23 protein-coding genes are annotated in these 24,941 nt (G+C 69.8%); 19 read left to right on the top strand and 4 right to left on the bottom strand.

Features of this window, described 5'->3' with window-relative positions; translation table 11 throughout:
- Nucleotides 1-46: 46 nt before the first annotated feature.
- The 6 genes from AB0K08_RS05650 (at nucleotide 47) to AB0K08_RS05625 (ending at nucleotide 5,637) form a co-directional block, all read left to right on the top strand.
- A complete protein-coding gene (locus tag AB0K08_RS05650; protein ID WP_363352514.1) occupies nucleotides 47-661 on the top strand; it encodes a hypothetical protein in 615 nt (204 codons plus the stop codon).
- A 69-nt stretch (nucleotides 662-730) separates the two neighbouring features.
- Complete coding sequence (locus AB0K08_RS05645; RefSeq protein ID WP_363352585.1) at nucleotides 731-1,576, top strand: exodeoxyribonuclease III; 846 nt, start codon at nucleotides 731-733, stop codon at nucleotides 1,574-1,576.
- A 73-nt stretch (nucleotides 1,577-1,649) separates the two neighbouring features.
- Complete coding sequence (gene trpS, locus AB0K08_RS05640; protein ID WP_363352584.1) at nucleotides 1,650-2,699, top strand: tryptophan--tRNA ligase; 1,050 nt, start codon at nucleotides 1,650-1,652, stop codon at nucleotides 2,697-2,699.
- A 133-nt stretch (nucleotides 2,700-2,832) separates the two neighbouring features.
- The gene (locus AB0K08_RS05635) at nucleotides 2,833-3,672 is read left to right on the top strand and encodes an ABC transporter ATP-binding protein (RefSeq protein ID WP_363352513.1); all 840 of its coding nucleotides are present in this window, start codon (nucleotides 2,833-2,835) and stop codon (nucleotides 3,670-3,672) included.
- Complete coding sequence (locus AB0K08_RS05630) at nucleotides 3,669-4,952, top strand: ABC transporter permease (protein ID WP_363352512.1); 1,284 nt, start codon at nucleotides 3,669-3,671, stop codon at nucleotides 4,950-4,952. The genes AB0K08_RS05635 and AB0K08_RS05630 overlap by 4 nt, the downstream gene beginning before the upstream one ends.
- A gap of 43 nt (nucleotides 4,953-4,995) precedes the next feature.
- Nucleotides 4,996-5,637: a hypothetical protein gene (locus AB0K08_RS05625; protein WP_363352511.1), complete on the top strand. Its 642-nt coding sequence runs from the start codon at nucleotides 4,996-4,998 to the stop codon at nucleotides 5,635-5,637.
- Nucleotides 5,638-5,777: 140 nt separating this feature from the next.
- Here the strand turns inward: AB0K08_RS05625 and AB0K08_RS05620 are convergent, their stop codons facing one another.
- From AB0K08_RS05620 to sdhC, 4 genes are read right to left on the bottom strand one after another with little or no spacing between them, the layout of a single operon-like run.
- Entirely contained in the window at nucleotides 5,778-6,572 is a 795-nt protein-coding gene (locus AB0K08_RS05620) for a succinate dehydrogenase iron-sulfur subunit (RefSeq protein WP_363352510.1), read from the bottom strand.
- A complete protein-coding gene (gene sdhA / locus AB0K08_RS05615; RefSeq protein ID WP_363352509.1) occupies nucleotides 6,572-8,359 on the bottom strand; it encodes a succinate dehydrogenase flavoprotein subunit in 1,788 nt (595 codons plus the stop codon). Before sdhA ends, AB0K08_RS05620 begins: the two co-directional genes overlap by 1 nt.
- Before the next feature lie 56 nt (nucleotides 8,360-8,415).
- Nucleotides 8,416-8,901 (bottom strand): succinate dehydrogenase hydrophobic membrane anchor subunit, encoded by a 486-nt coding sequence (locus AB0K08_RS05610; protein WP_363352508.1) that lies wholly within the window; start codon nucleotides 8,899-8,901, stop codon nucleotides 8,416-8,418.
- Nucleotides 8,902-8,904: 3 nt separating this feature from the next.
- Nucleotides 8,905-9,312, bottom strand: a complete 408-nt coding sequence (gene sdhC, locus AB0K08_RS05605) for a succinate dehydrogenase, cytochrome b556 subunit (RefSeq protein ID WP_363352507.1) — start codon at nucleotides 9,310-9,312, stop codon at nucleotides 8,905-8,907.
- A gap of 222 nt (nucleotides 9,313-9,534) precedes the next feature.
- Here sdhC and AB0K08_RS05600 point away from each other — a divergent pair, with 222 nt between their 5' ends.
- The 13 genes from AB0K08_RS05600 (at nucleotide 9,535) to AB0K08_RS05540 (ending at nucleotide 24,933) form a co-directional block, all read left to right on the top strand.
- Complete coding sequence (locus AB0K08_RS05600) at nucleotides 9,535-10,689, top strand: sugar phosphate nucleotidyltransferase (protein ID WP_363352506.1); 1,155 nt, start codon at nucleotides 9,535-9,537, stop codon at nucleotides 10,687-10,689.
- A 12-nt stretch (nucleotides 10,690-10,701) separates the two neighbouring features.
- Nucleotides 10,702-11,943 carry an amidohydrolase gene (locus AB0K08_RS05595; protein ID WP_363352504.1) on the top strand — a complete coding sequence of 414 codons (1,242 nt, stop codon included), beginning with the start codon at nucleotides 10,702-10,704 and terminating at the stop codon, nucleotides 11,941-11,943.
- Between the two features lie 166 nt (nucleotides 11,944-12,109).
- On the top strand, nucleotides 12,110-13,255 hold the full coding sequence (locus tag AB0K08_RS05590; RefSeq protein ID WP_363352502.1) for a BMP family ABC transporter substrate-binding protein: 1,146 nt from the start codon (nucleotides 12,110-12,112) through the stop codon (nucleotides 13,253-13,255).
- A gap of 148 nt (nucleotides 13,256-13,403) precedes the next feature.
- Complete coding sequence (locus AB0K08_RS05585; protein ID WP_363352500.1) at nucleotides 13,404-14,966, top strand: ABC transporter ATP-binding protein; 1,563 nt, start codon at nucleotides 13,404-13,406, stop codon at nucleotides 14,964-14,966.
- Complete coding sequence (locus tag AB0K08_RS05580; RefSeq protein WP_363352498.1) at nucleotides 14,963-16,369, top strand: ABC transporter permease; 1,407 nt, start codon at nucleotides 14,963-14,965, stop codon at nucleotides 16,367-16,369. Before AB0K08_RS05585 ends, AB0K08_RS05580 begins: the two co-directional genes overlap by 4 nt.
- Complete coding sequence (locus AB0K08_RS05575) at nucleotides 16,366-17,682, top strand: ABC transporter permease (RefSeq protein ID WP_363352496.1); 1,317 nt, start codon at nucleotides 16,366-16,368, stop codon at nucleotides 17,680-17,682. The genes AB0K08_RS05580 and AB0K08_RS05575 overlap by 4 nt, the downstream gene beginning before the upstream one ends.
- A gap of 117 nt (nucleotides 17,683-17,799) precedes the next feature.
- Nucleotides 17,800-18,231: a cytidine deaminase gene (locus AB0K08_RS05570; protein ID WP_363352583.1), complete on the top strand. Its 432-nt coding sequence runs from the start codon at nucleotides 17,800-17,802 to the stop codon at nucleotides 18,229-18,231.
- The gene (locus AB0K08_RS05565; RefSeq protein ID WP_363352494.1) at nucleotides 18,228-19,574 is read left to right on the top strand and encodes a thymidine phosphorylase; all 1,347 of its coding nucleotides are present in this window, start codon (nucleotides 18,228-18,230) and stop codon (nucleotides 19,572-19,574) included. Before AB0K08_RS05570 ends, AB0K08_RS05565 begins: the two co-directional genes overlap by 4 nt.
- A gap of 147 nt (nucleotides 19,575-19,721) precedes the next feature.
- Complete coding sequence (locus AB0K08_RS05560) at nucleotides 19,722-20,396, top strand: DedA family protein (RefSeq protein ID WP_363352492.1); 675 nt, start codon at nucleotides 19,722-19,724, stop codon at nucleotides 20,394-20,396.
- Nucleotides 20,389-21,618, top strand: a complete 1,230-nt coding sequence (locus AB0K08_RS05555; RefSeq protein WP_363352491.1) for an adenosine deaminase — start codon at nucleotides 20,389-20,391, stop codon at nucleotides 21,616-21,618. The genes AB0K08_RS05560 and AB0K08_RS05555 overlap by 8 nt, the downstream gene beginning before the upstream one ends.
- A gap of 27 nt (nucleotides 21,619-21,645) precedes the next feature.
- Nucleotides 21,646-22,503, top strand: coding sequence for a MazG nucleotide pyrophosphohydrolase domain-containing protein (locus AB0K08_RS05550; protein ID WP_363352489.1), 858 nt, complete (start codon nucleotides 21,646-21,648; stop codon nucleotides 22,501-22,503).
- A 62-nt stretch (nucleotides 22,504-22,565) separates the two neighbouring features.
- Nucleotides 22,566-23,849 (top strand): phosphopyruvate hydratase, encoded by a 1,284-nt coding sequence (eno, locus tag AB0K08_RS05545; protein ID WP_363352487.1) that lies wholly within the window; start codon nucleotides 22,566-22,568, stop codon nucleotides 23,847-23,849.
- Nucleotides 23,850-24,030: 181 nt separating this feature from the next.
- Complete coding sequence (locus tag AB0K08_RS05540; RefSeq protein ID WP_363352485.1) at nucleotides 24,031-24,933, top strand: septum formation initiator family protein; 903 nt, start codon at nucleotides 24,031-24,033, stop codon at nucleotides 24,931-24,933.
- The last annotated feature ends 8 nt before the right edge of the window (nucleotides 24,934-24,941 follow it).

Genomic DNA, 24,941 nt, shown 5'->3' with positions numbered 1-24,941 from the left:
GCCCGGACGGGACACCACGGACGTTCACATGCGGGATAATCGAGACATGCAGTCAGTGGAGAGTTCGAACAAGCGCAACGCCGGCCAGGCCGGCACCGGGGCCCGTGGTCTGGGCTGGGCCTCGAAGGGCAGCGGCATCACCTTCGCCGCCATGGTGGTGATCCTGCTGGTGGCCCTGATGTTCGCGGCCAACCAGAACGACGTGATCGGCTGGCTGCTGGTGGCCATCTCCGCCGGCTGGCTCGTGCTGGCCATCCTCGTGGTCCTCGGGGTGCGCCGCGGTGCGCGCTCGGTGGACCGCAAGATGAAGAACTTCTCCGCCTCCCTGGCCCCGCAGGTCCCGGACCGGGCCAGTGCCCCCGAGCCGGCCGACCCGATGCGGGACACCAAGCTCGACCACTCGTTCAAGATCGTCCAGGTGCAGGCCCGCGTGGTCACCGAGGAACTCGCCAAGGGCACCGAGGCGGACACGGACATGGTGACCCGCGCCCTGGAGACCATCCACATCACCTCCGCGAACGCCCGGGACATGCTCAAGGACACGGACAAGGACAAGGGCACCGGCACGGACACGGGGGCGAAGCCGGAACCGGCACCGGGGCAGCGGCCGCGGCGTGGACCGGACGCCGAGGGCCCGATCGCCGGGGAGGTCATCAACTGACCTGCCCCGGTCCTCGGTCCCGCTAGGCTGGAACGCGTGACTTCCGCCGAGACCGCACCCCAGCCCGTCATCCACACCAACGCCCACGCCCCCAAGGCGGACGGTGCCCTGCGCCTGGCCACCGTCAACGTCAACGGCATCCGTGCCGCCCACCGCAAGGGCATGGGCGCCTGGTTCGCCGGCCGCGGGGTCGACGTCCTCACACTCCAGGAGGTGCGTGCGCCGAAGGAGATCGTGGAGGGCCTGCTCGAGGACATCACGGGCCAGGACTGGCACGTGGTGGAGACCGCCGCCGCGGCCAAGGGCCGTGCCGGCGTCGCGATCGCCACCCTGCTGGAACCCCAGGACACCCGGGTCGGGATCGGGGAGCCGTACTTCGACGACTCGGGCCGCTGGATCGAGACCGACCTGATCGCCCCGGACGGCAAGGCGCTCACCGTGGTGTCCGCCTACGTCCACTCCGGGGTCGTCGACACCCCCAAGCAGGTGGACAAGTACCGGTTCCTCGACGAGATGATCCGGCGCCTGCCCGAGCTGCGGGCCACCCGGGACTACGCCGTGGTCACCGGTGACCTCAACGTCGGCCACACGAAGCTCGACATCAAGAACTGGCGGGGCAACACCAAGAAGGCCGGCTTCCTGCCCGAGGAGCGCGCCTACTTCGACCGCTTCTTCGGCGAGGAGATCGGCTACCGGGACGTGCACCGCGACCTGGCGGGAGAGGTGGACGGGCCCTACACGTGGTGGTCCCAGCGCGGCCAGGCCTTCGACAACGACACCGGCTGGCGCATCGACTACCAGGCCGCCACCCCCGAGCTGGCCGCCAAGGCCACCTCCGCCGTGGTGGACCGCGCCCCCAGCTACGACACCCGCTTCTCCGACCACGCCCCGCTCGTGGTCGACTACCAGTTCTGAGGAAGACCCCGTGACCGAGAACCCCACCCCCGACGCCGGCCCCCGCACCGCGCGGACGTCCCCGGCGGACGTCTTGGCCCAGGACACCTCCACGACCGCCCACCTGGCCGGCGCCGGCACGCGCCACCGCGTGCTCTCGGGCATGCAGCCCTCGGCAGACTCCCTGCACCTGGGCAACTACCTCGGGGCCCTGGTGAACTGGGTGCAGGTCCAACAGGACTTCGACGCCTACTTCTTCATCCCGGACCTGCACGCCATCACCACCCCACAGGACCCGGCGTCCGTGCGCCTGCGCACGCGCAACACCGCGGCGCAGTACATCGCAGCCGGGATCGACCCCGAACGCTCCACGCTGTTCGTGCAGTCCCAGGTGCCCGAGCACGCCCAGCTGGCCTGGATCCTGATGTGCATGACGGGCATGGGTGAGGCCCAGCGCATGACCCAATTCAAGGACAAGGCGGCCAGGCAGGGCGCGGAGGCGGCCGGCGTCGGGCTGTTGGCCTATCCCATGCTGATGGCCGCGGACATCCTGCTGTACCAGCCGCACGGCGTTCCCGTGGGCGACGACCAGCGCCAGCACGTGGAACTGACGCGGGACCTGGCCCAGCGGTTCAACACCCGGCACGGGGAGACGTTCGTGGTGCCGACCGGCTTCTACCCGGAGAACGGCGCCCGGATCTACGACCTGCAGAACCCCACGGCGAAGATGTCCAAGTCCGCGGAGTCCCCGAACGGGCTCATCAACATCCTCGACGAGCCCAAGGTCACCGCCAAGCGCATCAAGTCCGCCGTGACCGACGACGGCACCGAGGTCCGCTTCGACCGGGGGACCAAGCCCGGGGTGTCCAACCTGCTCTCGATCTTCGCCGCCTTCACCGGCCGGAGCATCCCCGAGCTCGAGGAGGCCTACGTCGGGAAGATGTACGGCCACCTCAAGGTGGACCTGGCCGAGGCCGTCGTCGAGCGCCTGGCCCCGATCCGTACGCGGGCCCTGGAGCTGATGGACGACCCGGCCGAGCTGGACCGGCTGCTGGACCACGGGGCGGCCAAGGCCCGCGAGGTCGCCGCGCCGGTGCTGGCCGACGTGTACGCGAAGGCCGGGTTCCTGCCGCCGAGCCGCTGAGCCATGTCACGGACACCCATGACACCTGTCATCTGTGCGCCCCAGAGCCCGTTTCGGACCGGGCTGGGACCGGGTGACCTGACATACTGACAGGGAACCCCACCCCGACGAAAGTCACAAGGAAAGGTCCCGCATGTCAGTACCCGTTCTCGAGACGGAGAACCTGGTCAAGGTCTATGGGCGCGGGCAATCCCGTTTCGACGCCCTCAAGGGCCTGACCTTCGAGATCCAGCAGGGCGAATCGGTGGCGATCGTCGGCAAGTCGGGCTCAGGGAAGTCCACGCTGATGCACCTGTTGGCGTTGCTGGACGACCCGACGTCCGGCGTGGTGGCTATGCAGGGGCGCCCCGTCAGCCAGTTGAAGGCCTCCCAGGTCTCCGCCGTGCGCAACGACACCTTCGGGTTCGTGTTCCAGCAGTTCTTCCTCAACGCGAACCAGACGGTGCTGGAGAACGTGATCCTGCCCCTGAAGATCGCCGGTGTCCCCGCCGCGGAACGCAAGCGCCGCGGCCTCCAGGTACTGGATCAGCTGGAGCTGGCGGACAAGGCCAAGAACAAGGCCACCGACCTCTCCGGTGGCCAGAAGCAGCGCGTCTGCATCGCCCGCGCCCTGGTCAACAACCCGACCGTGCTCTTCGCCGACGAGCCCACGGGCAACCTGGACACGGCCACCAGCGAGGTCGTGGAGGACATCCTCTTCGGGCTGCACCGGGACCGGGGCATCACCCTGGTGGTCGTCACCCACGACGACGACCTGGCCGCCCGCTGCGACCGCCGGCTGCTGATGCAGGACGGGATGATCATCGCCGACGAACGGGGCGAGGCGGCCAAGGCCGCCGGCGCCGGCGTGGGGCAGGCCTCCCGGGAGGGATCGCGTCGGCCGGGCGGGCACGGCCGGCACGCCGCCCCCGCACCGGTCGACGCGCGTCCGGACGCCCCGGGCACCGGCGGGACCGGGGAGGCACAGGCATGAGGAGCGTAGACGTCGTCAAGACCGCGCTGGGCAACACCATGCGGTCCAAGACCAGGACCTTCCTGACGGTCATCGCGATCGTCATCGGTGCCTTCACCCTGACCCTGACCTCGGGGCTGGGCGCCGGGATCAACAAGTACGTGGACTCCATGGTGGCCGGCTTCGGTGAGACCGACCAGATCTACGTGATGCCCGGGGCCGACCCCGCCCAGCAGATGAGCACCAGCTCGGAGCCCCAGGAGTACGACCCGGAGCAATCCGGCGCCACCGGAGAGTTCGGCATGCAGATGTTGACCGAGGACGACATCGCCACGATCCAGGGGATCGACTCGGTCACGGACGTCGAGCCCATCGTGTTCGTCACCGCGGACTACCTCCAGACCGAGGCGGGGGACCAGTTCGTCCTGGACAGCCTGGGCTTCCCCTCGGACGGAGACAGCATGGAGCTGTCCGCCGGCGAGCTGCCGGACCCGGAGGCCAGCCAGATCACCGTGCCGGAGAACTGGCTGCCGGCCTTCGACACGGAGGACCCGAACGAGGTGATCGGCCAGACCGTCATCATCGGCCTCAAGGACCTGGCCCAGCAGGAGCAGACGGTCGAGGCCCAGATCGTGGGCGTCTCCGAGCAGGCCATCTCCGGCGTGGGCGGAAGCCCCATGCCCTCCAGCTCCCTGAACCAGGAGCTGAACGAGGTGCAGAACTCCGGCCTGGAGGTGGACCAGCCCCAGTCCTACGTGCAGGCCGTGGCCACCGTGGAGAACCTGGCGGAGAACGAGACGGCGGTCAAGGCGGCCCTGATGGACGAGGGTCTCATGGGCCTGACCCTGGAGGACCAGCTGGGCGTCATCACGGGGATCATCGACACGGTGACGTGGGTCCTCAACGGCTTCGCGCTGATCGCCCTGCTGGCCGCCAGCTTCGGCATCGTCAACACGCTGCTGATGTCCGTGCAGGAGCGGACCCGGGAGATCGGCCTGATGAAGGCCCTCGGCATGGGCCGAGGCAAGGTCTTCGGCCTGTTCTCCACCGAGGCCGTGCTGCTCGGGGTCATGGGCTCCGTGATCGGCGTGGGCCTGGGCGTGGCGATCGGCGTGGGCGGCAACGCGGCCCTGGTCAACGGCCCGCTGTCAGGCGTGGCCGGGCTGAGCCTGTTCGCCGTGGACCCGCTGTCCATCCTGCTGATCACGGCGCTGATCCTCGTGATCGCGTTCCTGGCCGGCACCATGCCGGCAGCCCGTGCCGCCAAGAAGGACCCGATCGAGGCCCTGCGGTACGAGTAGCCCGGCGAGAGAACTTTTCCACCATCCAGAGAGGGGTAACACCATGACAGAGAATCCACAGCAGCCCTACGGCGTCCCGGGCCAGCAGCAGCCCTACGGCAACCCGGCCTTCGAGGGCCAGATGCAGGGCCAGGGCCAGCAGGGCTCCAAGTACGGCACGGCCGCCTACGACTCCGGCGCCTTCGGCCAGGAGGTGTCCGAGCCGAAGAAGTTCGGCCTGCTCAAGAACCTGACCCTGGCCTCGCTGGCGATCTACGTGATCTCCAGCATCGTCGGCTTCATCACCTCCGGCAACCAGGACATCATGGATGCCACCCTCGACCAGCAGTCCGAGCAGCTGGGCATCCCGCGGGAGCAGCTGGAGGAGGGCATGGAGATCGGGACGGCGATCGCCATGGGCACCACCGTGGTGACCCTGGTCATCGCGGCGGCCGTCTACCTGCTGGTGTACTTCGGCCTGCGCAAGTCGAAGAACTGGGCCCGCATCCTGGGCACCGTGTTCGCCGCGATCGGCACGCTGTTCACCCTGTGGGGCCTGACCGGCCTGGGCGTCATGATGTCCGTGGCCGCCGGCCTGGGCATCGCCAGCATCGTCGTCACCGTGGCCTTCCTGGTCGTGAACATCTGGTGGCTCGTGACCGCGTTCTCGAAGGACGTCAACGCGTACCTGCGCGCCCGCGCCTGAGGCAACCGGCCGCCGTCGTACCCCCACGGACACACCCCCGCGGACACGATGGACCCGGCAACGCAGAAGCCCCCCGGAGAAGATCTCCGGGGGGCTTCTGCGTGCTGCGGTGCAGGTGGGTCAGGTCGGTGGGGGAGGGGTCAGAACGCCCCGGCCAGGACCGCCTGCTTGACCTCGGCGATGGCCTTGGTCACCTGGATGCCGCGGGGGCAGGCATCGGTGCAGTTGAAGGTGGTGCGGCAGCGCCACACGCCCTCCTTGTCGTTGAGGATCTCCAGGCGCATGTCACCGGCATCGTCGCGCGAGTCGAAGATGAAGCGGTGGGCGTTGACGATGGCGGCCGGACCGAAGTACTGGCCATCGGTCCAGAACACCGGGCAGGAGGAGGTGCAGGCGGCGCAGAGGATGCACTTGGTGGTGTCATCGAAGCGCTCCCGCTCCTCGGCGGACTGCAGACGCTCCTTGGTGGGCTCCGGGCCCTTGTTGACCAGGAACGGCATGATCTCGCGGTAGGACTGGAAGAACGGATCCATGTCCACGATCAGGTCCTTCTCCACCGGCAGGCCCTTGATGGGCTCCACCAGGATGGGCTTGGACAGGTCCAGGTCCTTCAGCAGGACCTTGCAGGCCAGGCGGTTGCGGCCGTTGATGCGCATGGCATCGGAGCCGCAGACGCCGTGGGCGCAGGACCGGCGGAAGGACAGGGTGCCGTCGAGGTCCCACTTGACCTTGTGCAGGGCGTCCAGCACGCGGTCGGTGCCGTACATGGTGATCTTCCACTCGTCCCAGTAGGACTCCTCGGAAGACTCGGGCAGGTAGCGGCGGACCCTGAGGGTGACGTCGAAGCTCGGAATCTCACCGGCGCCGCCGCCGCCCTGGGCGCCCAGATCGACCTTGGAGGGTCCCTCGGCGGGTTCGTTGATTGTGGTGCTCATCAGTACTTACGCTCCATCGGCTGGTAACGGGTGACAACGACCGGCTTGGTCTCGGACCGGATGCCCTTGACCCCCTCCATCTCGGAGTCGGGATCGCGGTAGAGCATGGAGTGAGTCATCCAGTTCTCGTCGTCACGGTCCGGGTAGTCCTCGCGGTAGTGGCCGCCGCGGGATTCCTTGCGGTGCAGGGCCGCCACGGTCATGGCCTCGGCCATGTCCAGCAGGTAGCCCAGCTCCAGGCCCTCGAGCAGGTCCAGGTTGAACCGCTTGCCCTTGTCCTGGACGGCGACCTGCTCGTAGCGCGCACGCAACGACTCGATCTCGTCCAAAGCCCGGCGGATGGACTCCTCGGTGCGGAACACCTGCATGTCCGCGTCCATGACCTCCTGCAGGCGCGAGCGCAGCTCGGCCACGCGCTCGGTGCCGGTGGCGGAGCGCAGGTTCTCGATGTGCTCGATCGTCGGCGCCTCGCCGTTCTCCGGCAGCTCGACGAAGTCCGCCGTGGCGGCGTACTCGGCAGCGTAGATGCCGGCGCGGCGGCCGAAGACGTTGATGTCCAGCAGGGAGTTGGTGCCCAGGCGGTTGGAGCCGTGCACGGACACGCAGGCGACCTCGCCCGCGGCGTACAGGCCCGGGACCACCGTGTCGTTGTCCTGGAGGACCTCGGCCTTGATGTTGGTCGGGATGCCGCCCATCACGTAGTGGCAGGTCGGGAAGACCGGCACCGGCTCGGTGTAGGGCTCGACCCCGAGGTAGGTGCGGGCGAACTCCGTGATGTCCGGGAGCTTGGCGTCGATGTGCGCCGGCTCCAGGTGCGTCAGGTCCAGCAGCACGTAGTCCTTGTTCGGGCCGCAGCCACGGCCCTGGCGGACCTCCTCGGCCATGGACCGGGCCACGATGTCACGGGGCGCCAGGTCCTTGATGGTCGGGGCGTAGCGCTCCATGAAGCGTTCGCCGTCCGAGTTGCGCAGGATGCCGCCCTCGCCGCGGGCCGCCTCGGAGAGGAGGATGCCCAGGCCGGCCAGGCCGGTCGGGTGGAACTGGATGAACTCCATGTCCTCCAACGGAAGGCCGTTGCGGTAGGCGATCGCCATGCCGTCACCGGTCAGGGTGTGGGCGTTGGAGGTGGTCTTGAAGACCTTGCCTGCGCCGCCGGTGGCGAAGACCACGGACTTGGCCTGGAAGATGTGCAGTTCGCCGGTGGCCAGTTCGTAGGAGACGACGCCGGCCACGCGCTTCTGCGTGTAGGGGGTCCCGTCCGGGCGGGTGCCCGGCTCGTCCACCATCAGCAGGTCCAGCACGTAGAACTCGTTGTAGAACTCGACGTCGTGCTTGACGCAGTTCTGGTAGAGCGTCTGGAGGATCATGTGGCCGGTGCGGTCGGCCGCATAGCAGGCGCGGCGGACCGGCGCCTTGCCGTGGTCACGGGTGTGGCCGCCGAAGCGGCGCTGGTCGATCCGGCCCTCCGGGGTGCGGTTGAAGGGCAGGCCCATCTTCTCCAGGTCGAGCACCGCGTCGATGGCCTCCTTGGCCATGACCTCGGCGGCGTCCTGGTCCACCAGGTAGTCGCCGCCCTTGACGGTGTCAAAGGTGTGCCACTCCCAGTTGTCTTCCTCGACATTGGCCAGGGCGGCACACATGCCGCCCTGGGCGGCGCCCGTGTGCGAACGGGTGGGGTAGAGCTTGGTCAGCACCGCTGTGCGGGCGCGCTGACCGGATTCGATCGCCGCGCGCATGCCGGCGCCGCCGGCACCGACAATCACGACGTCGTACTTGTGTACCTGCATGCGTTGGAGTTCCTTCTACTCGAGAGATCTCGGTGGGTCAGTGGGGCGCGGGAGCGTCAGAGCGTCTCGCAGAACGCGGGGGATGACCCCAGCAGGTTCCCGGCCGCATCCGTGAGGCAGGGCTCGAAGGTGAAGATCACCAGGGTGCCCAGGACGATGATGACCACGGTCGCCACGTAGAGGACCATCTTCAGCCAGAACCGCACACCGTCACGCTCGGCGTAGTCGTTGATGATGGTGCGCACGCCGTTGGTGCCGTGCAGCATGGCCAGCCACAGCATGGCCAGGTCCCAGAACTGCCAGAACGGATCCGCCCACTTGCCGGCCACGAACCCGAAGTCGAGGCCGTTGATGCCGTCCCCGACCATCAGGTTGGAGAACAGGTGGACGAAGATCAGGGCCACGAGGGCCACACCGGAGATGCGCATGAACAACCAGGTCAGCATCTCGAAGTTGCCGGTGGTGGACGCGCCGCGGGTGTACTTGGGGTCGATCCGCCCCGTGCGGGGGGCTGCGATCGTGGATTCAGCGGTGGCACTCATGGCTCAGTGACCTCCCAGAGCAAGCATCAGGTGACGGATGGAGAAGCCGGCCAGGGCGATGACCCACACGACCACGACGGTCCAGAGCATCTTCTTGTGGTGCTTGGTGCCGCCCTTCCAGAAGTCGACCAGGATGATCCGGATGCCGTTGAAGGCGTGGAACATGATGGCCCCGACGAGGCCGACCTCACCGACGGCCATCAGCGGGTTCTTGTAGGTGCCGAGCACGGCGTCGTAGGCCTCCGGCGAGACCCTCACCAATGAGGTGTCCAGCACGTGGACCAGCAGGAAGAAGAAGATGGCGACGCCGGTGACCCGATGGATCACCCACGACCACATCCCCTCTTTGCCGCGATAGAGGGTCCCACGGCCGGACTTCGCCGGGGCCTGCGCTGATGTCGCAGTTGACACTGTTAAACCTCCCAGGGACTGCAAGGGCGCCTGTGCCACCTCCAGTGGGCACATGGAAACGCCGGTGCGAGTGCATTCCTCCACGACAGACTAGTCCTTCTTGGCGCTCCGGTCCCCTTTTTGACCCGGCCAGGCCCCGGTGTGGCACGTGTCACCGCGCGGGCGGTGCGGGTGGGGCGCTGCCGGGATGGAGGGAGGCGGTCACCTATGCTGTCCGGTGTGATGACTGACCCCGAAATCAATGGCCAGCCAGCCGTGGACCTCTCCGGTACCCCGGGGCTGGACCGTTTCTATGGAGTGATCCCCGCCGGTGGTGTGGGGACGCGGCTGTGGCCGCTCTCGCGGGCGGCGGCCCCGAAGTTCCTGCATGACCTGACCGGATCGGGGCAGACCCTGATCCGGGCCACCTATGACCGGCTGTCCGCGTTGGCGGGGGACCGGGTGATGGTGGTGACCGGTGAGGCCCATGAGGACGCCGTGGTGGAGCAGTTGCCGGGCCTGGCCGGTCAGGACGTGGTGCTGGAGCCGGAGCCGAAGGACTCGGCGGCGGCCATCGGGTTGGCGGCGGCGATCCTGTTCGAGCGGGATCCGGAGACGATCATGGGGTCCTTCGCGGCGGATCAGGTGATCACCCCGGTGGAGGAGTTCCAGGAGGCGGTGGCGGAGGCGGTGGCCACGGCGGCCACCGGGCGGATCGTGACGATCGGGATCCGGCCCACGCACCCGGCCACGGGGTTCGGGTACATCCAGCAGGGTGAGGACCTGTCCGTGGACGGGGCCCCGCATGCCAAGAGTGTGGCGGCGTTCGTGGAGAAGCCGGCCGAGGCGGTGGCGCAGGAGTACGTGGACTCGGGGGAGTACCTGTGGAATGCCGGGATGTTCGTGGCCCCGGTGTCCCTGATGCTGCAGCACCTGGCGGCGAACGAGCCCGAGTTGCATGCCGGGGTGGTGCAGATCGCCAAGGCCTGGGGCACCGAGGCGCAGGCGGAGACGATGGCGCGGGTGTGGCCGGGGTTGAAGAAGACCGCGATCGACTACGCGGTGGCGGAGCCGGCGGCGGCGGCCGGGGATGTGGCGGTGATCCCGGGTGGGTTCACGTGGGATGACGTGGGGGACTTCGCCGCGATCGCCCGGTTGAACCCGGCCAAGCGGGCCTCGGGGATCACCGTGATCGGGGAGACGCCGCGGGTGTACTCCTCCAAGGCCTCCGGTGTGGTCGTGACGGACACGGCGCGGGTGATCGCGTTGATCGGGGTGCAGGACATCGTGGTGGTGGACACCCCGGATGCCCTGTTGGTGACCACCACCGAGCACGCCCAGTCCGTGAAGCAGGCCGTGGAGTCCCTCAAGGCCCACGGCGATGACGACGTCCTGTGAGGGATGAGCCCCGTGGTGCATGAACCCCGCCCCGTCCTGGACGATCCGGGGCTGCCGCGGGTCACCCCCCTGGTCCAGGAGCTCGAGCCCGCCGTGGTGGCCTTCCGCCGGGACCTGCACGCGCACCCGGAACTGTCCTACGACGAGCACCGCACCACGGACCGCATCCTGCAGACCCTCTCGGCCGCCGGGCTGTCACCGGTCAGGCTCGAGGACACCGGGGCCTACGTGGACATCGGCTCGGGGCCGATCGTGCTCGGGCTGCGCGCGGACATCGACGCCCTGCCGCTGACGGAACAGACCGGCCTGGAGTACGCCTCACTCACCCCCGGGGTGGCACACGCCTGCGGCCATGACCTGCATACCTCCGTGATGGCCGGCACCGCGCTGGCGCTGCACCGGATCCTGGGCGACGACGGCCGGCCCGGTCCCGACTTCGCCCACCTGCCGCTGGCGGGCCGGGTGCGCATCATCTTCCAGCCGGCCGAGGAACGCCTTCCCGGCGGCTCCCTGTCCGTCATCCGGCAGGGCACGCTGCAGGGGATCCCGCGGATCCTGGCCGCGCACTGCGAACCCCGGTTCGACGTCGGCACGATCGGCACCCGCATCGGGGCCATCACCTCGGCGGCGGACACCATCAAGATCGGCCTGTCCGGCCGCGGCGGCCACACCTCGCGCCCGCACCTCACCGAGGACCTCGTCCACGCGTTGTCCGCGATCGCGATGCAGGTGCCCGCGGTGCTGAACCGGCGCATCGACGTCCGTTCGGCGGTCTCCGTGGTGTGGGGGCAGATCAACGCGGGGGCGGCGCCGAACGCGATCCCCGCCTCCGGCTACCTCGCCGGGACCATGCGGTGCCTGGACGCCGAGGTGTGGGAATCCGCCGGGGACCTGCTGGACGAGGTGGTCCAGCAGGTGGCCCGGCCCTTCGGCGTGAAGGTCCACCTGGAGCACGTCCGTGGCGTCCCGCCCGTGGTCAACACGGAGGCGGAGACGGACCTCATCGAGGACGCCGCCCGGTATGAACTCGGCTCCCGGGCCATCCAGCTCACGCCGCAGTCCATGGGCGGGGAGGACTTCGCCTGGATGACCCAGCAGGTCCCCGGCGCCATGCTGCGGCTGGGGACCCGGACCCCGGGAGGCCCGGTCTACGACCTGCACATGGGGGACTACGCGCCGGACGAGCGGGCGATCGGGGTTGGCATGCGCATCTTCACGGCCGCGGCCCTGAGGACCCTCGCCGGGGTCCAGTGACCAATCCGTTGTACACCTCGGCCCCGATTTCTGAAGCGTTTCCTGCCAACTTTGGGTAAACTCCCCGGTAACTGTCCGTCATCTGGGCGCGGACACCCGTGCAGGCCGGCCGTCGACTGACCTGCCCGCACCCCTGAAGCCCGCTCACTCGCACCGAAGGATCATCATGGGCATCGCATCCCCCCTGCATCGCAGGTCGTCTCGAAAAGCACTCCTGCCGGCCGCCGTCCTGGGCCTGTCCGGCCTGCTCCTGGCCGGCTGTGGCGCGGCCCCGGAGGACGCCGGGGACGGCTCGGCCGCGGCCTCCTCCGAGGGCTCCGCCGTGGGCGCGGACAACTCCGACTACAAAGGTTGCATCGTCTCCGACCAGGGCGGTTTCGACGACCGTTCCTTCAACCAGTCCTCCTACGAGGGACTGATGGCCGCGGAGGAGGAGTTCGGCATCGAGACCCTCGAGGCCGAGTCGACCTCCCCGTCCGACTTCACCCCGAACGTCAACTCGATGCTGCAGGCCGACTGCAACATGATCATCGGCGTGGGCTTCCTCCTGGGTGACACCATCAAGCCGATCGCCACGGACAACTCCGAGACCCACTTCATGGGCGTGGACGTCACCGACCCGGAGTTCCCGGAGAACGTCAAGCGCCTGATCTACGACACGGCCCAGGGCGCCTTCATGGCGGGCTACCTGGCCGCCGGCACCTCGGAGACCGGCAAGGTCGCCACCTACGGCGGCGCCGAGATCCCGACCGTGACGATCTTCATGGACGGCTTCGCCGCCGGCGTGGAGTACTACAACGAGCAGAAGGACGCCGAGGTCGAGGTGCTGGGCTGGAACCGCGAGGCCAAGACCGGCTCCTTCACCGGTGACTTCGAGAACCAGGCCAACGGCAAGACCAACACCTCCAACTTCATCAACGAGGGTGCGGACATCATCATGCCCGTGGCCGGTCCGGTGGGTCTGGGCACCCTGGACGCCGTGACGGAGGCCAACGCCGGTGGCAAGCAGGCCAAGGTCATCTGGGTCGACTCCGACGGCTTCGAGACCACGGAGTCCGGCGACATCATCCTCACCTCGGTGGTCAAGCTCATGGGCGAGGCCGTGAAGGACGTCATCGAGTCTGACCTGGCCGGCGAGTTCGACGGCGAGCCCTACGTGGGCACGCTCGAGAACGGCGGCGTGGACATCGCCCCCTTCCACGACTTCGACGCCGAGGTCTCGGACGAGATGAAGGCCGAGCTCGAGGAGATCCGGGCCGGCATCATCGACGGCTCCATCGAGGTCGACTCGGACTACTCGCCCGAGGTCTGACCGCCAGTCCGGTCCGAACTGGGCCGGACGGCGGATCACGCGGTGGGGTGGCCTGCGGGCCGCCCCACCGTCCTTCTCCTGAGATGATCTCTCCCATGAGCCCAGAACACTGCAACGGTCTTCTCAAGGCCAGAACGGCTGGAGCACGGTGAAACTCGAGTTACGCGGCATCACCAAGAAGTTCGGTGCCTTCACGGCCAACGACTCGATCGACCTCACGGTCGAGTCCGGCCAGGTGCACTCCCTACTCGGGGAGAACGGCGCCGGTAAATCCACCCTGATGAACGTGCTGTTCGGCCTCTATGAGCCGACCGCGGGCGAGATCCTGGTGGACGGCACCCCGGTGCGTTTCAGCGGACCGGGTGAGGCCATGGAGGCCGGCATCGGCATGGTGCACCAGCACTTCATGCTGATCCCCGTCTTCACGGTCGCGGAGAACGTGGCCCTCGGCGACGAGCACACCCGCGCCGCCGGCATCCTCGACCTCGAGGCCACCCGCCGCAAGATCCGCGAGATCTCGGCCGAGTACGGCTTCCACGTGGACCCGGACGCCCTGGTGGAGGACCTGCCGGTGGGCGTCCAGCAGCGTGTGGAGATCATCAAGGCACTCGTGCGGGACGCGCGCGTGTTGATCCTCGACGAGCCCACCGCCGTGCTGACCCCCCAGGAGACGGACGAACTGCTGGACATCATCCGCAGGCTGCGGGACAACGGCACCGCGATCGTCTTCATCTCCCACAAGCTGCGCGAGGTCAAGGCCATCTCCACGGTGATCAGCGTGCTGCGCCGTGGGAAGATGGTCGGCACCGCGGACCCGGGAGCCGAGCCCTCTGAGCTGGCCGCCCTCATGGTCGGCCGCGCCGTGGAGCTGAACACCACGAAGTCCGCCCCGGACCTGGGGGAGGAGACGTTCACCGTCGCCGACCTGACGGTGTTGAGCCCCGCGGGCGTCCGGCTGGTGGACCAGGTGTCCTTCTCCATCCGCCAGGGCGAGGTCCTCGCCGTGGCCGGCGTACAGGGCAACGGACAGACCGAGCTGACGGAGGCCATCATGGGCCTGCTCAAGGCGCAGGGGTCCATCCGGCTGGACGGCGAGGAGCTGCTCGGCCGCACCACCAAGCAGATCATCCGGGCCGGCGTCGGCTACGTCCCCGAGGACCGGTCCACGGATGGGCTGGTGGGCTCGTTCACGGTGGCGGAGAACCTGGTCCTCAACCGCTTCGACCAGGCGCCGGCCGGCGGCCGCTTCCAACTGAACCTCAAGGCCATCCGGGACCTCGCGGAGCAGCGGGTCACCGAGTTCGACGTCCGCACCCAGGGCGTGGACCTGCCCGTCGGCACGCTGTCCGGCGGCAACCAGCAGAAGGTCGTCATGGCCCGTGAACTGGTGGACGGGCTCAAGCTGTTCATCGCCTCCCAGCCCACCCGGGGGGTGGACGTGGGCTCCGTCGAGTTCCTGCACGACCGCATCATCCGCGAGCGGGACGCCGGCGTCCCCGTGATGATCGTCTCCACGGAGCTCGACGAGGTCCTGGACCTGGCCGACCGGATCGCCGTGATGTACCACGGCCGGATCATCGGGATCGTCCCCGGTGACACCTCGCGGGACGAACTCGGCCTCATGATGGCCGGGGTGGACCCCGCCACGGCCAACCGGTCCGCGGCGGAGGCCGCCCCGGCGGCCCCCACCCAGAAGGGAGAGACGGCATGAGCGCCGCCACCACCGAGAGCACCACCGCTCCCGTCCCCGGCCCGAAACCCGGCGGCACGGCCGGCCGCACCACCGGCGGATTCTCGATGCGGGACGTCCTGGCCGGCAACGGCACGGTGACCGTTCTGGCCATCGTGCTGTCCCTGGTCATCAGCGCCCTGCTGATCGTCTTCACCGATGAGGACGTCATCGAGTCCGCGGGGTATCTCTTCGCCCGTCCGGGCGACACCCTGGCGGCCGCCTGGGCCGCGGTGTCCTCCGCCTACGCTGCCCTGTTCCGCGGCGCGGTCTTCAACTACCGGGCCGACACCTTCAGCCAGGGCATCTACCCGCTGATGGAATCGCTGACGGTGGCGACCCCGCTGATCATCATCTCGCTGGGCATCGCCATCTCCTTCCGCTCCGGCCTGTTCAACATCGGCGGCCAGGGGCAGATGATCTTCGGCGCCATGTTCGCGACCTGGTTCGGCGTGCACCTGCAACTGCCCCTCGGGCTGCACCTGATCCTGGTGCTGGTCATGGGCATCCTCGGCGGTGCCCTGTGGGGGGCCGTGGTGGGCTTCCTCAAGGCCCTCACGGGTGCGCACGAGGTCATCCTGACGATCATGCTCAACTACGTGGCCATCCACCTGGTCACCTATCTCCTGTACACCCCCGTGCTCCAGCGTGAGGGCTCCACCAACCCGGTCTCGGACTTCCTGCCGGCATCGGCCCGGTTCCCGTTGTTGTTCGGGGACTCCTTCCGCCTCAACTGGGGCTTCGTGGTGGCCCTGCTCGCCACCGTCTTCGCCTGGTGGCTCATGCAGCGCTCGACCATCGGCTTCCAGCTGCGCGCCGTGGGCGCCAACCCGGACGCGGCCCGGACCGCCGGGGTGTCCGTGAAGGGCATGTACGTGGTGGCCATGGCCGTCTCCGGCGGCCTCGCCGGCCTGGCGGGCATGAGCCAGGTCGCCGGCACGGAGAAGATGCTGAACACGGACGTCGCCGGCTCCTTCGGCTTCGACGCCATCACGGTGGCCCTGCTCGGCCGCTCCAACCCGATCGGGGTCTTCGGCGCCGGGCTTCTGTTCGGCGCCCTGCGCGCCGGTGGCGTCACCATGCAGACCGAGACCGGCGTCCCCATCGACATCGTGCTGATCATCCAGTCGATGATCGTGTTGTTCATCGCGGCGCCGCCCCTGGTGCGCCTGATCTTCCGGCTCCCGGCACCCGGGGCCCTGCAGGCGCGGAGGACCGCGGACCCCGTCACCCAGCCCGCCCTGGCCGGTGCCGCGGCCGCCACCACGGCTGACGGCCACGCCGTGCCCTCCGACACGGCAGGAATCGGGGAGAGCCCGGGAACGGGTGACGCCGAGCCGGACAGCGCGAGTACCACCCCCGACGCGGAAGGCGAGCAGCGATGAGCAGCACCGTGACCACCCCGGGCGGCCCCTCCCCGGCAGCCCCCGCCCCCGCCGCCGCGGCACCGACCCAGGATGTCGTCCGCCACTGGACCACCCCGGTCGCCTTGGCGGTGCTCACGGCGGTGTCCCTGGTGGTCTTCGCCCTGAACGCCTCGGGTGCCTCGGCCACCTTCCGCATCTCCACGGACGCCGACGCGGTCCAGATCCCGGACGTCGTGGCGGCCACCGTCCCCGTCGGGTGGGCCGTGACGGCGCTGCTCGCGGCCCTGACCGTGATGGCCTTCCTCCAGGTGCGCCGGACCGGCACCGTCAACGGCTGGGTCCCCGCCGCGTTCGCCGCCCTGTTCGTGATGGGCTTCCTCGTGTGGGTGGTCGGCGCGGCGAACACCACCACGGTGTTCCTTACCGGCCTGATCGCCGGGTCCGTGACCCTGGCCATCCCGCTGATCTTCGGGTCCATGGCCGGTGTCCTCTCGGAACGCTCCGGCGTGGTGAACATCGCGATCGAGGGCCAGCTGCTGGCCGGCGCCTTCACGGCGGCCGTCACCGGCTCGGTCACCGGGTCGGTGTGGGCGGGGCTCATCGCCGCCATCGTGGCCGGTGTGCTGGTCTCCGTGCTGCTGGCGGTCTTCGCCATCCGCTACCTGGTCAACCAGATCATCGTCGGCGTGGTCCTCAACGTCCTCGTGGCCGGGCTGACCAGCTTCCTGTTCAGCACCGTGCTGTCGGCGAACTCCTCCCTGTTCAACTCCCCGCCGCACTTCCCGAACCTGCGCATCCCGCTGCTGGCGGACATCCCGATCATCGGTCCGATCCTGTTCGACCAGACCCTGCTGGGCTACGGCATGTACGTCATCGTCATCCTCCTGTACATCGGCCTGTTCCACACCAAGTGGGGGCTGCGGGTGCGGGCCGTCGGCGAGCACCCCAAGGCCGCGGACACGGTGGGCATCAACGTCATCCGCACCCGGTACACCAACGTGCTGCTCGGCGGGGCGATCGCCGGGATGGGCGGCGCCTTCTTCACCCTCGTGTCCGCCTCCTCGTTCTCCAAGGAGATGACCGCGGGCCAGGGCTTCATCGCCCTGGCGGCCGTGATCTTCGGCCGCTGGAACCCGTTGGGGGCCTTCTTCGCCGCGCTGCTGTTCGGCTTCACCACCAACATGCAGTACGTGCTGGCCATCCTGGGCACCCCGGTCCCCAGCCAGTTCATGGCGATGCTGCCGTACCTCGTGACGATCCTGGTGGTGGCCGGCCTGGTCGGCCGCTCGCGTGCTCCGGCGGCCAACGGCTCACCGTATGTCAAGGAGTAGTGAAGGAAGAGTGGAGGAGTAGGCGTGGAACAGCACGACGGGTCCGGCCAGGCCGGCGGACACGGATTCAGCGACCCCTTCGAGGACGACATCCCCCTTACCGCGTCCCTGCCGCGGATCACGGGCACCGGATCCGGCATCGACTGGCAGCGGCTGGAGTCCACGGCGCGCGCCGCCATGACCCGCGCCTACGTCCCGTACTCGGGGTTCCCCGTGGGGGCCGCCGCGCTGGTAGAGGACGGCCGCGTGGTGGCCGGCTGCAACATCGAGAACGCCTCCCTCGGCCTGACCCTGTGCGCGGAGTGCTCCCTGGTGTCCAACCTGCAGATGACCGGCGGCGGACGGCTGCTGGCGTTCTACTGCGTGGACGGCAACGGCCAGGTGCTGATGCCCTGCGGCCGCTGCCGCCAGCTGCTCTTCGAATTCCACGCCCCGGGCATGCGCCTGATGGGCCCCGAGGGCGAACTGACCATGGAACAGGTCCTGCCGCAGGCCTTCGGCCCCGCGGACATGACGGAGATGACGGACAGAACGGAGCGTGGCCGATGACCCGGACCGCAGAACCCTTCGACGCGATCGAGGTCATCCGCGCCAAGCGGGACCGCCAGACGCTCACCGGCCCCCAGATCGACTGGGTGGTGGACGCCTACACCCGCGGCGTGGTGGCGGACGAGCAGATGTCCGCCCTGGCCATGGCCATCCTGCTCAACGGCATGGACCGCGCGGAGATCGCGCGCTGGACGCACGCCATGATCGCCTCGGGCGAGCGGATGGACTTCTCCGGGCTGCGCGCGGCATCCGCCTCCGCCGGGCCCGACGCCGGCCCCAAGCCGACCGCTGACAAGCACAGCACCGGCGGGGTCGGGGACAAGATCACGCTGCCGCTGGCTCCGCTGGTGGCGGTGTACGGCGTGGCCGTGCCCCAGCTCTCCGGCCGCGGCCTGGGACACACCGGTGGCACGCTCGACAAGCTGGAGGCCATCCCCGGGTGGCAGGCGGAGCTGTCCAACGCAGCCCTGATGGACCAGCTCTCCGAGATCGGCGCCGTGATCTGCGCCGCCGGCGCCGGCCTGGCCCCGGCAGACAAGAAGCTCTACGCGCTGCGGGACGTCACGGGCACGGTGGAGGCCATCGAGCTGATCGCCTCCTCCATCATGTCCAAGAAGATCGCCGAGGGGACCGGCACCCTCGTGCTGGACGTGAAGTGCGGCTCCGGGGCGTTCATGAAGACCGAGCCTATGGCCCGCGAGCTGGCCCGCACCATGGTGGACCTGGGACGGGACGCCGGGGTGAACACCTCGGCCCTGCTCACGGACATGGACACCCCGCTCGGGCTGACCGCCGGCAACGCCCTCGAGGTGGCCGAATCCGTGGAGGTCCTCGCTGGTGGGGGACCGGCCGACGTCGTGCAGCTGACCGTGGAGCTGGCCCGCGCCATGCTGGCCGGCGCCGGCGTGACGGGCGTGGACCCGGCCGAGGCCCTGTCGGACGGCCGCGCCATGGACGTCTGGCGCCGGATGATCTCCGCCCAGGGCGGCGACCCGGACGCCCCGATGGCGACCGCCCGGGAGTCCCACGTCATCACCGCCCCGGAGTCCGGGGTGCTGACCCGGCTGGACGCCATGGCCGTCGGGCTGGCCGCGTGGCGGCTCGGAGCCGGCCGGGCCCGCAAGGAGGACCCGGTGCAGGCCGCCGCCGGCGTGCGGATGCATGCCAAGCCCGGGGACACCGTGCGGGCCGGCCAGCCGCTGCTGACCCTGTACACGGACACCCCGGAGCAGTTCGACCGCGCACAGGCCGCCCTTGAGGGCGGCTTCGAGGTGGCGGCCGAGGGGACGCCGGCGGCGGAGGGCTTCGCGCCGCGGCCCCTGATCATCGACCGGATCGACTGAGAACCGGCCGAGTGCCGACCGCGGATCGACCGCGTATCGGCCACGGATCGACCGAGCACGGAGGACGCCTCGGGGATGACCCTGAACCATCCCGGATCCGCGTCCGCCGCGGTCCGGTGACCCGGTTCCGGTCGCTAGGCTGGGCGTGTGTTCCAGCTCATCGAGGATGCCGTCCTCCACGCCGCCGGGCAGTGGTGGGTGCTCCTCGCGCTCTACCTGCTGTGCACCATCGACGGCTTCTTCCCCGTGGTGCCCTCCGAGTCGGTGATCGTGGCGCTGGCCTCGATCTCGGGCACGGCGGACACCGTGTCCCTGTGGTGGGTCTGGCTGCTCGGCGCCCTGGGGGCCATCACCGGTGACCAGATCGCCTACAGCCTCGGCCGCGCCATCGGGATCGACCGCTTCCGGTGGATGCGGACCCGCAGCGTGCGGCGCGCGATCGGCAGCGCCCGCCGTGCCCTGGACGGCCACGGCGCCCTGGTGATCTGCACGGCCCGGTACATCCCGGGCGGGAGGGTGGCCGTGAACTACACGGCCGGGGCCACCGGCTACCCCCGCCTGCGGTTCACCCTGCTGGACGTGTTCGCGGCCTTCCTCTGGTCTGCGTACTCGATCGGCATCGCCAAGGCCACCACCGGGTGGATGGACAACACGCTGCTGCAGATCACGGTGGCCGTGGTGGCGGCGGCGGCCGTGGGCTGGCTGGCGGACCAGGTCTTGAAACGGATCCTGGCGAGGATGGCCGCACGGGCCCGCATGGCGGAAGGCCACCGACCGGCCCGGCAGGCCGTGGCCCCTGCCGTAGACTCGCCCCGTGACTGACACGATCGAATTCTCCGCCCCCTCGCCCCTCGACGTCGATCTGGCAGCCCTGCCCAAGATCAGCCTCCACGACCACCTGGACGGCGGCCTGCGCCCGGCCACCATCCTGGAGCTGGCCGGACAGATCGGCCACGCACTGCCCGCTGACACCGCCGACTCCCTGGCCGAGTGGTTCGCCGAATCCGCGAACTCCGGCACGCTGGAGCGCTACCTCGAGACCTTCGACCACACGATCGCCGTCATGCAGAGCGCCGACTCCCTGCAGCGCGTGGCCCGCGAGTTCGTGGAGGACCTGGTGGAGGACGGCGTGGTCTACGCCGAGATCCGCTGGGCCCCCGAGCAGCACACCGCCGGCGGGCTGAGCCTGGACGAGGCCGTGGAAGCCGTCCAGGCCGGGCTCGATCAGGGCGTGGACGCCGCCGAGGCGGCCGGCACCCCCATCCGGGTGGGCCAGCTCATCACCGCGATGCGCCAGAACGACCGCTCGCTTGAGATCGCCGAGCTCGCGGTACGCCACCGCGAGACCGGGGGCTCCGGTGCGGTGGGCTTCGACATCGCCGGTCCCGAGACCGGCTTCCCACCGTCCCGGTTCACCGAGGCCTTCACCTGGCTGGCCACCCAGCAGTTCCCGGCCACCGTCCACGCCGGCGAGTCGGACGGGATCGCCTCGATCCAGGACGCCCTCGTCAACGGCCGGGCCCTGCGCCTGGGCCACGGTGTCCGGATCGCGGACGACATCACGGTGGAGTTCAATGCCACGGACGAGAACGGTGAACCGGTGGGGGAGGACCACGCCCTCGTGGACCTCGGCGCCACCGCCGCCTGGGTCCGGGACCGCGGCATAGCCCTCGAGGTCTGCCCGTCCTCGAACCTGCAGACCGGTGCCGTCGCGACTTACGGCGGCACCGTCTCCACCCACCCGGTCGACATGCTGGCCCAGCTGGGCTTCCGCGTCACCATCAACCCGGACAACCGGCTGATGAGCGGGGTGTCCCTGACGGACGAGCTCTACCTGCTCGCCGAGGTCTTCAACTACTCCCTCGAGGAGCTGCTCGACTTCCAGCTCAACGCCGCCGAGGCCGCGTTCCAGCCGCTGGAGGACCGGGAGGCCCTGGCCGAGCTGCTGGTCGAGTCCTGGGGGGACGCCATCTCCGGTGGTGCGGACGGCGACGGCCCCGTCATCCTGGAGGCCCTGGAAGACGCTGACGACGAGGACGAATGAGCACCGCCGCATCATGATGGAGGGCGCATGAGCACCGCCGTCGACCGGCTCGTCTGGGTGGTCGCCCGGCTGCGGGAGCACTGCCCGTGGACGCGGCGGCTCACCCATGACGTGCTGACCGAGTACCTCATCGAGGAGGCCTATGAGGCCGTGGAGGTCATCGAGTCCACGCCCGCGGACGGCTGGCCCGCGCAGGCGCTGGCGGACGGGACCTACGAGCGGCTGCGCCTGGAGATGGGGGACGTGCTGTTCCAGGTGGTCCTGCACGCGGCCATCGCCCAGGACGCCGGCGGCTTCACCTTCGACGGCACCGTGCAGGCCATCACGGACAAGATGATCCGCCGCAACCCGCACGTCTTCCACCCGGACGGCACCCTGCTGCCCGCCGGGGACCTCGCCGCGGCGAGCATCGGCGAGATCGAGAAGAACTGGGAGCGGATCAAGCGGGCGGAGCGCGAGGCGGATGCGGCGCGCGCACAGTCGGACGCGCCGTCGGACGCGCAGAGCCCTGGGGAGGGGCCCGACGCCGGCCCGGCACCCCGGTGCGCCGGCGCACCCGCCGCGGTGGCCGGCGTCGCCGGTTTCGCGGACGTCCCGGCCCACCTGCCCGCCCTGGCTGCCGCCGCGAAGGTGGTGGACCGGGCCGCCCGGCAACCGGTGGACCCGCTGGCCGGACCCGGCCGGCCGCCGTCGGGCCCGGAATCCGCCTCCCACGACTCCGCTGACCTCGACTCCGCCGTCCTGCAGGACGAGGACGCGCTGGGCGCTGCGCTGTTCGGGCTGGTCCAGCGCTCCCGCGCTGCCGGGCTGGACCCTGAGCGGGCGCTGCGGCGGCACCTGACCCGGCTGCGTCACGACCTCTCGGGACCCGCCGCGACCCGATAGGCTGAACCCGCGTTGCACCCCGCGCCGCCGCCACCGAAGAAGCCCTTCAAAGGAGACCGCATATGGCCCTGATCGACGCCATCCATTCCCGTGAAATCCTGGATTCCCGCGGCAACCCCACCGTGGAGGTGGAGGTCCTGCTGACGGACGGCTCCCTCGGTCGGGCAGCGGTCCCCTCGGGCGCCTCCACCGGCGAGTTCGAGGCCGTGGAACGCCGCGACGGGGATCCGGAGCGCTACCTGGGCAAGGGCGTGCTCGGCGCGGTCAACGCCGTGATCGAGGACATCGCCGACGAGCTCGAGGGCGAGGACGCCACGGACCAGCGCCTGATCGACGCGATGATGATCGACCTGGACGGAACCCAGAACAAGGGCACCCTCGGCGCCAACGCCATCCTCGGCGTCTCCCTGGCCGTGGCCAGCGCGGCCTCCGCCTCCGCCGACCTGTCCCTGTTCAAGTACCTGGGCGGGCCGAACGCCCACGTGCTGCCCGTGCCGATGATGAACATCCTCAACGGCGGCGCGCACGCCGACTCGAACGTGGACATCCAGGAGTTCATGATCGCCCCGATCGGCGCCCCGAGCTTCTCCGAGGCCCTGCGCTGGGGCACCGAGGTCTACCACACGCTCAAGAAGGTCCTGCAGGAACGCGAGCTGGGCACCGGGCTGGGGGACGAGGGTGGCTTCGCCCCCTCCCTGCCCTCCAACCGCGCCGCCCTCGACCTCATCACCGAGGCCATCACCCGGGCCGGCTACACCCCCGGCGAGCAGATCGCCCTGGCCCTGGACGTGGCCTCCTCCGAGTTCTGCGAGGACGGCGCCTACACCTTCGAGGGCGAGCAGAAGTCCGCCGCCGAGATGATCGCCTACTACGAGGGTCTCGTGGCCGACTACCCGCTGGTCTCCATCGAGGACCCCCTGGACGAGAACGACTGGGAGGGCTGGGCCCAGCTCACCGCCGCCGTGGGTCAGCAGGTGCAGCTCGTGGGGGATGACCTGTTCGTCACCAACCCCGAGCGCCTGCAGCGCGGCATCGACGAGGCCTCCGGCAACGCCCTGCTGGTCAAGGTCAACCAGATCGGCTCGCTGACCGAGACCTTCGACGCGATCTCGCTGGCCCAGCGCCACCTGTTCCACTGCATGATCTCCCACCGCTCCGGCGAGACGGAGGACACGTTCATCGCGGACCTGGCGGTGGCCACCAACGCCGGCCAGATCAAGACCGGCGCGCCGGCCCGATCGGACCGTGTGGCCAAGTACAACCAGCTGCTGCGCATCGAGGAGGAGCTGGGCGATTCCGCGATCTACGCGGGCGCCTCGGCCTTCCCGCGCGCCCGCCGCGCCTGAGCCCCGCGCCGCCCCCTCGCTTTGAGGGCGATCCCACCGGTGGGATCGCCCTCAAAGTGATCTCGGCCCGGCGCGCTGCCCCGGCTGGCGGCAGGTCAGCCGTTATCCTCAGAAGGACCCGGCCCGCCGCCGGGTTTTCACGTCAGATGTCCGGATTCTGATCAGCACGCGGGAGGTACAGGTGGCAACTCGCCGTCCACGGGTACCCAAGACCTCGCAACGCCAGTTCGCCGACGTCGGCGCGGGCGCCTCCTCCCACTCGGCCGGCCTGCACCCCGGGTACGACGCCGGCCCGGCAGCCCGGTTCGCCGGCGCCGGTTCCGCGCCCCACCCCGTGGGCGGGCACTCCGCGAAGGTCATCCCCCTCGACGCGGCGCCCTCGCGCCACGGGTCGGCCGCCGGTCCCGCGGTGGAGTCCGCCGAGCCGGAGGTCCTCGAGCCCTTGGACCCTGAGTCGGAGGCTGGGCTGGAGGTCGAGGATGGGCTGGAGCATGAGGCCGGGCCGGAGGTTGAGGCCGGGCCGGAGGTTGAGGCCGGGCCGGAGCTCACTCCGGAACAGCGCCGCGCCGAGGCCCGCCGAACCCTGCTGAGCCGTTCCACCCCCCGCCTGCGCCGCACGTCGGCGCGGCGGGGCCGGGCGGCCGCGTCCGCGGCCGCTGCCGGGACGGCGCCCCAGGCCCACGCCGCGGTGGAGCCCGTCCCCGCCCGGAACTTCACCGGCCGCTCGGTCGCGTTCCTGGTGGTGCTCTTCGTGGCGGCCGTGCTGCTGGCCCCGACCCTCCGGGTGTTCCTGGACCAGCAGGCTGAACTGCGGGCCGTCCGGGAGGACATCGCCGCGGAGCGGCAGCTGGAACAGGACCTCACCCACGAGATCTCGCGGTGGGACGATCCGGCCTTCATCCAGCAGCAGGCCCGCGAACGCTTCAACCTGGTGATGCCAGGCGAGCAGACCTACATGGTGATCGGCGGCGACGAGGCCGTGGAGGATCCGGTGCCCGCGCCGGCCAGCCCGGGCGAGGTCAACCCGGACCTGCCGTGGGCGGATGCCCTCTGGGACTCCGTGGTGCGCGCGGGGACCGACTGAACTCGACT

Source organism: Citricoccus sp. NPDC055426 (assembly GCF_040677445.1).
In the GTDB taxonomy this organism is placed as follows: domain Bacteria; phylum Actinomycetota; class Actinomycetes; order Actinomycetales; family Micrococcaceae; genus Citricoccus.
Note: the sequence above shows the minus strand (reverse complement) of the source record. Positions and strands in the feature narration are given on the sequence as shown.

Coding starts and splice junctions, on each gene's coding strand:
- AB0K08_RS05650 (WP_363352514.1), top strand. CDS start 47: ATGCAGTCAGTGGAGAGTTCGAACAAGCGCAACGCCGGCCAGGCCGGC.
- AB0K08_RS05635 (WP_363352513.1), top strand. CDS start 2,833: ATGTCAGTACCCGTTCTCGAGACGGAGAACCTGGTCAAGGTCTATGGG.
- AB0K08_RS05630 (WP_363352512.1), top strand. CDS start 3,669: ATGAGGAGCGTAGACGTCGTCAAGACCGCGCTGGGCAACACCATGCGG.
- AB0K08_RS05625 (WP_363352511.1), top strand. CDS start 4,996: ATGACAGAGAATCCACAGCAGCCCTACGGCGTCCCGGGCCAGCAGCAG.
- AB0K08_RS05620 (WP_363352510.1), bottom strand. CDS start 6,572: ATGAGCACCACAATCAACGAACCCGCCGAGGGACCCTCCAAGGTCGAT.
- sdhA (WP_363352509.1), bottom strand. CDS start 8,359: ATGCAGGTACACAAGTACGACGTCGTGATTGTCGGTGCCGGCGGCGCC.
- AB0K08_RS05610 (WP_363352508.1), bottom strand. CDS start 8,901: ATGAGTGCCACCGCTGAATCCACGATCGCAGCCCCCCGCACGGGGCGG.
- AB0K08_RS05600 (WP_363352506.1), top strand. CDS start 9,535: ATGACTGACCCCGAAATCAATGGCCAGCCAGCCGTGGACCTCTCCGGT.
- AB0K08_RS05590 (WP_363352502.1), top strand. CDS start 12,110: ATGGGCATCGCATCCCCCCTGCATCGCAGGTCGTCTCGAAAAGCACTC.
- AB0K08_RS05580 (WP_363352498.1), top strand. CDS start 14,963: ATGAGCGCCGCCACCACCGAGAGCACCACCGCTCCCGTCCCCGGCCCG.
- AB0K08_RS05575 (WP_363352496.1), top strand. CDS start 16,366: ATGAGCAGCACCGTGACCACCCCGGGCGGCCCCTCCCCGGCAGCCCCC.
- AB0K08_RS05565 (WP_363352494.1), top strand. CDS start 18,228: ATGACCCGGACCGCAGAACCCTTCGACGCGATCGAGGTCATCCGCGCC.
- AB0K08_RS05550 (WP_363352489.1), top strand. CDS start 21,646: ATGAGCACCGCCGTCGACCGGCTCGTCTGGGTGGTCGCCCGGCTGCGG.
- eno (WP_363352487.1), top strand. CDS start 22,566: ATGGCCCTGATCGACGCCATCCATTCCCGTGAAATCCTGGATTCCCGC.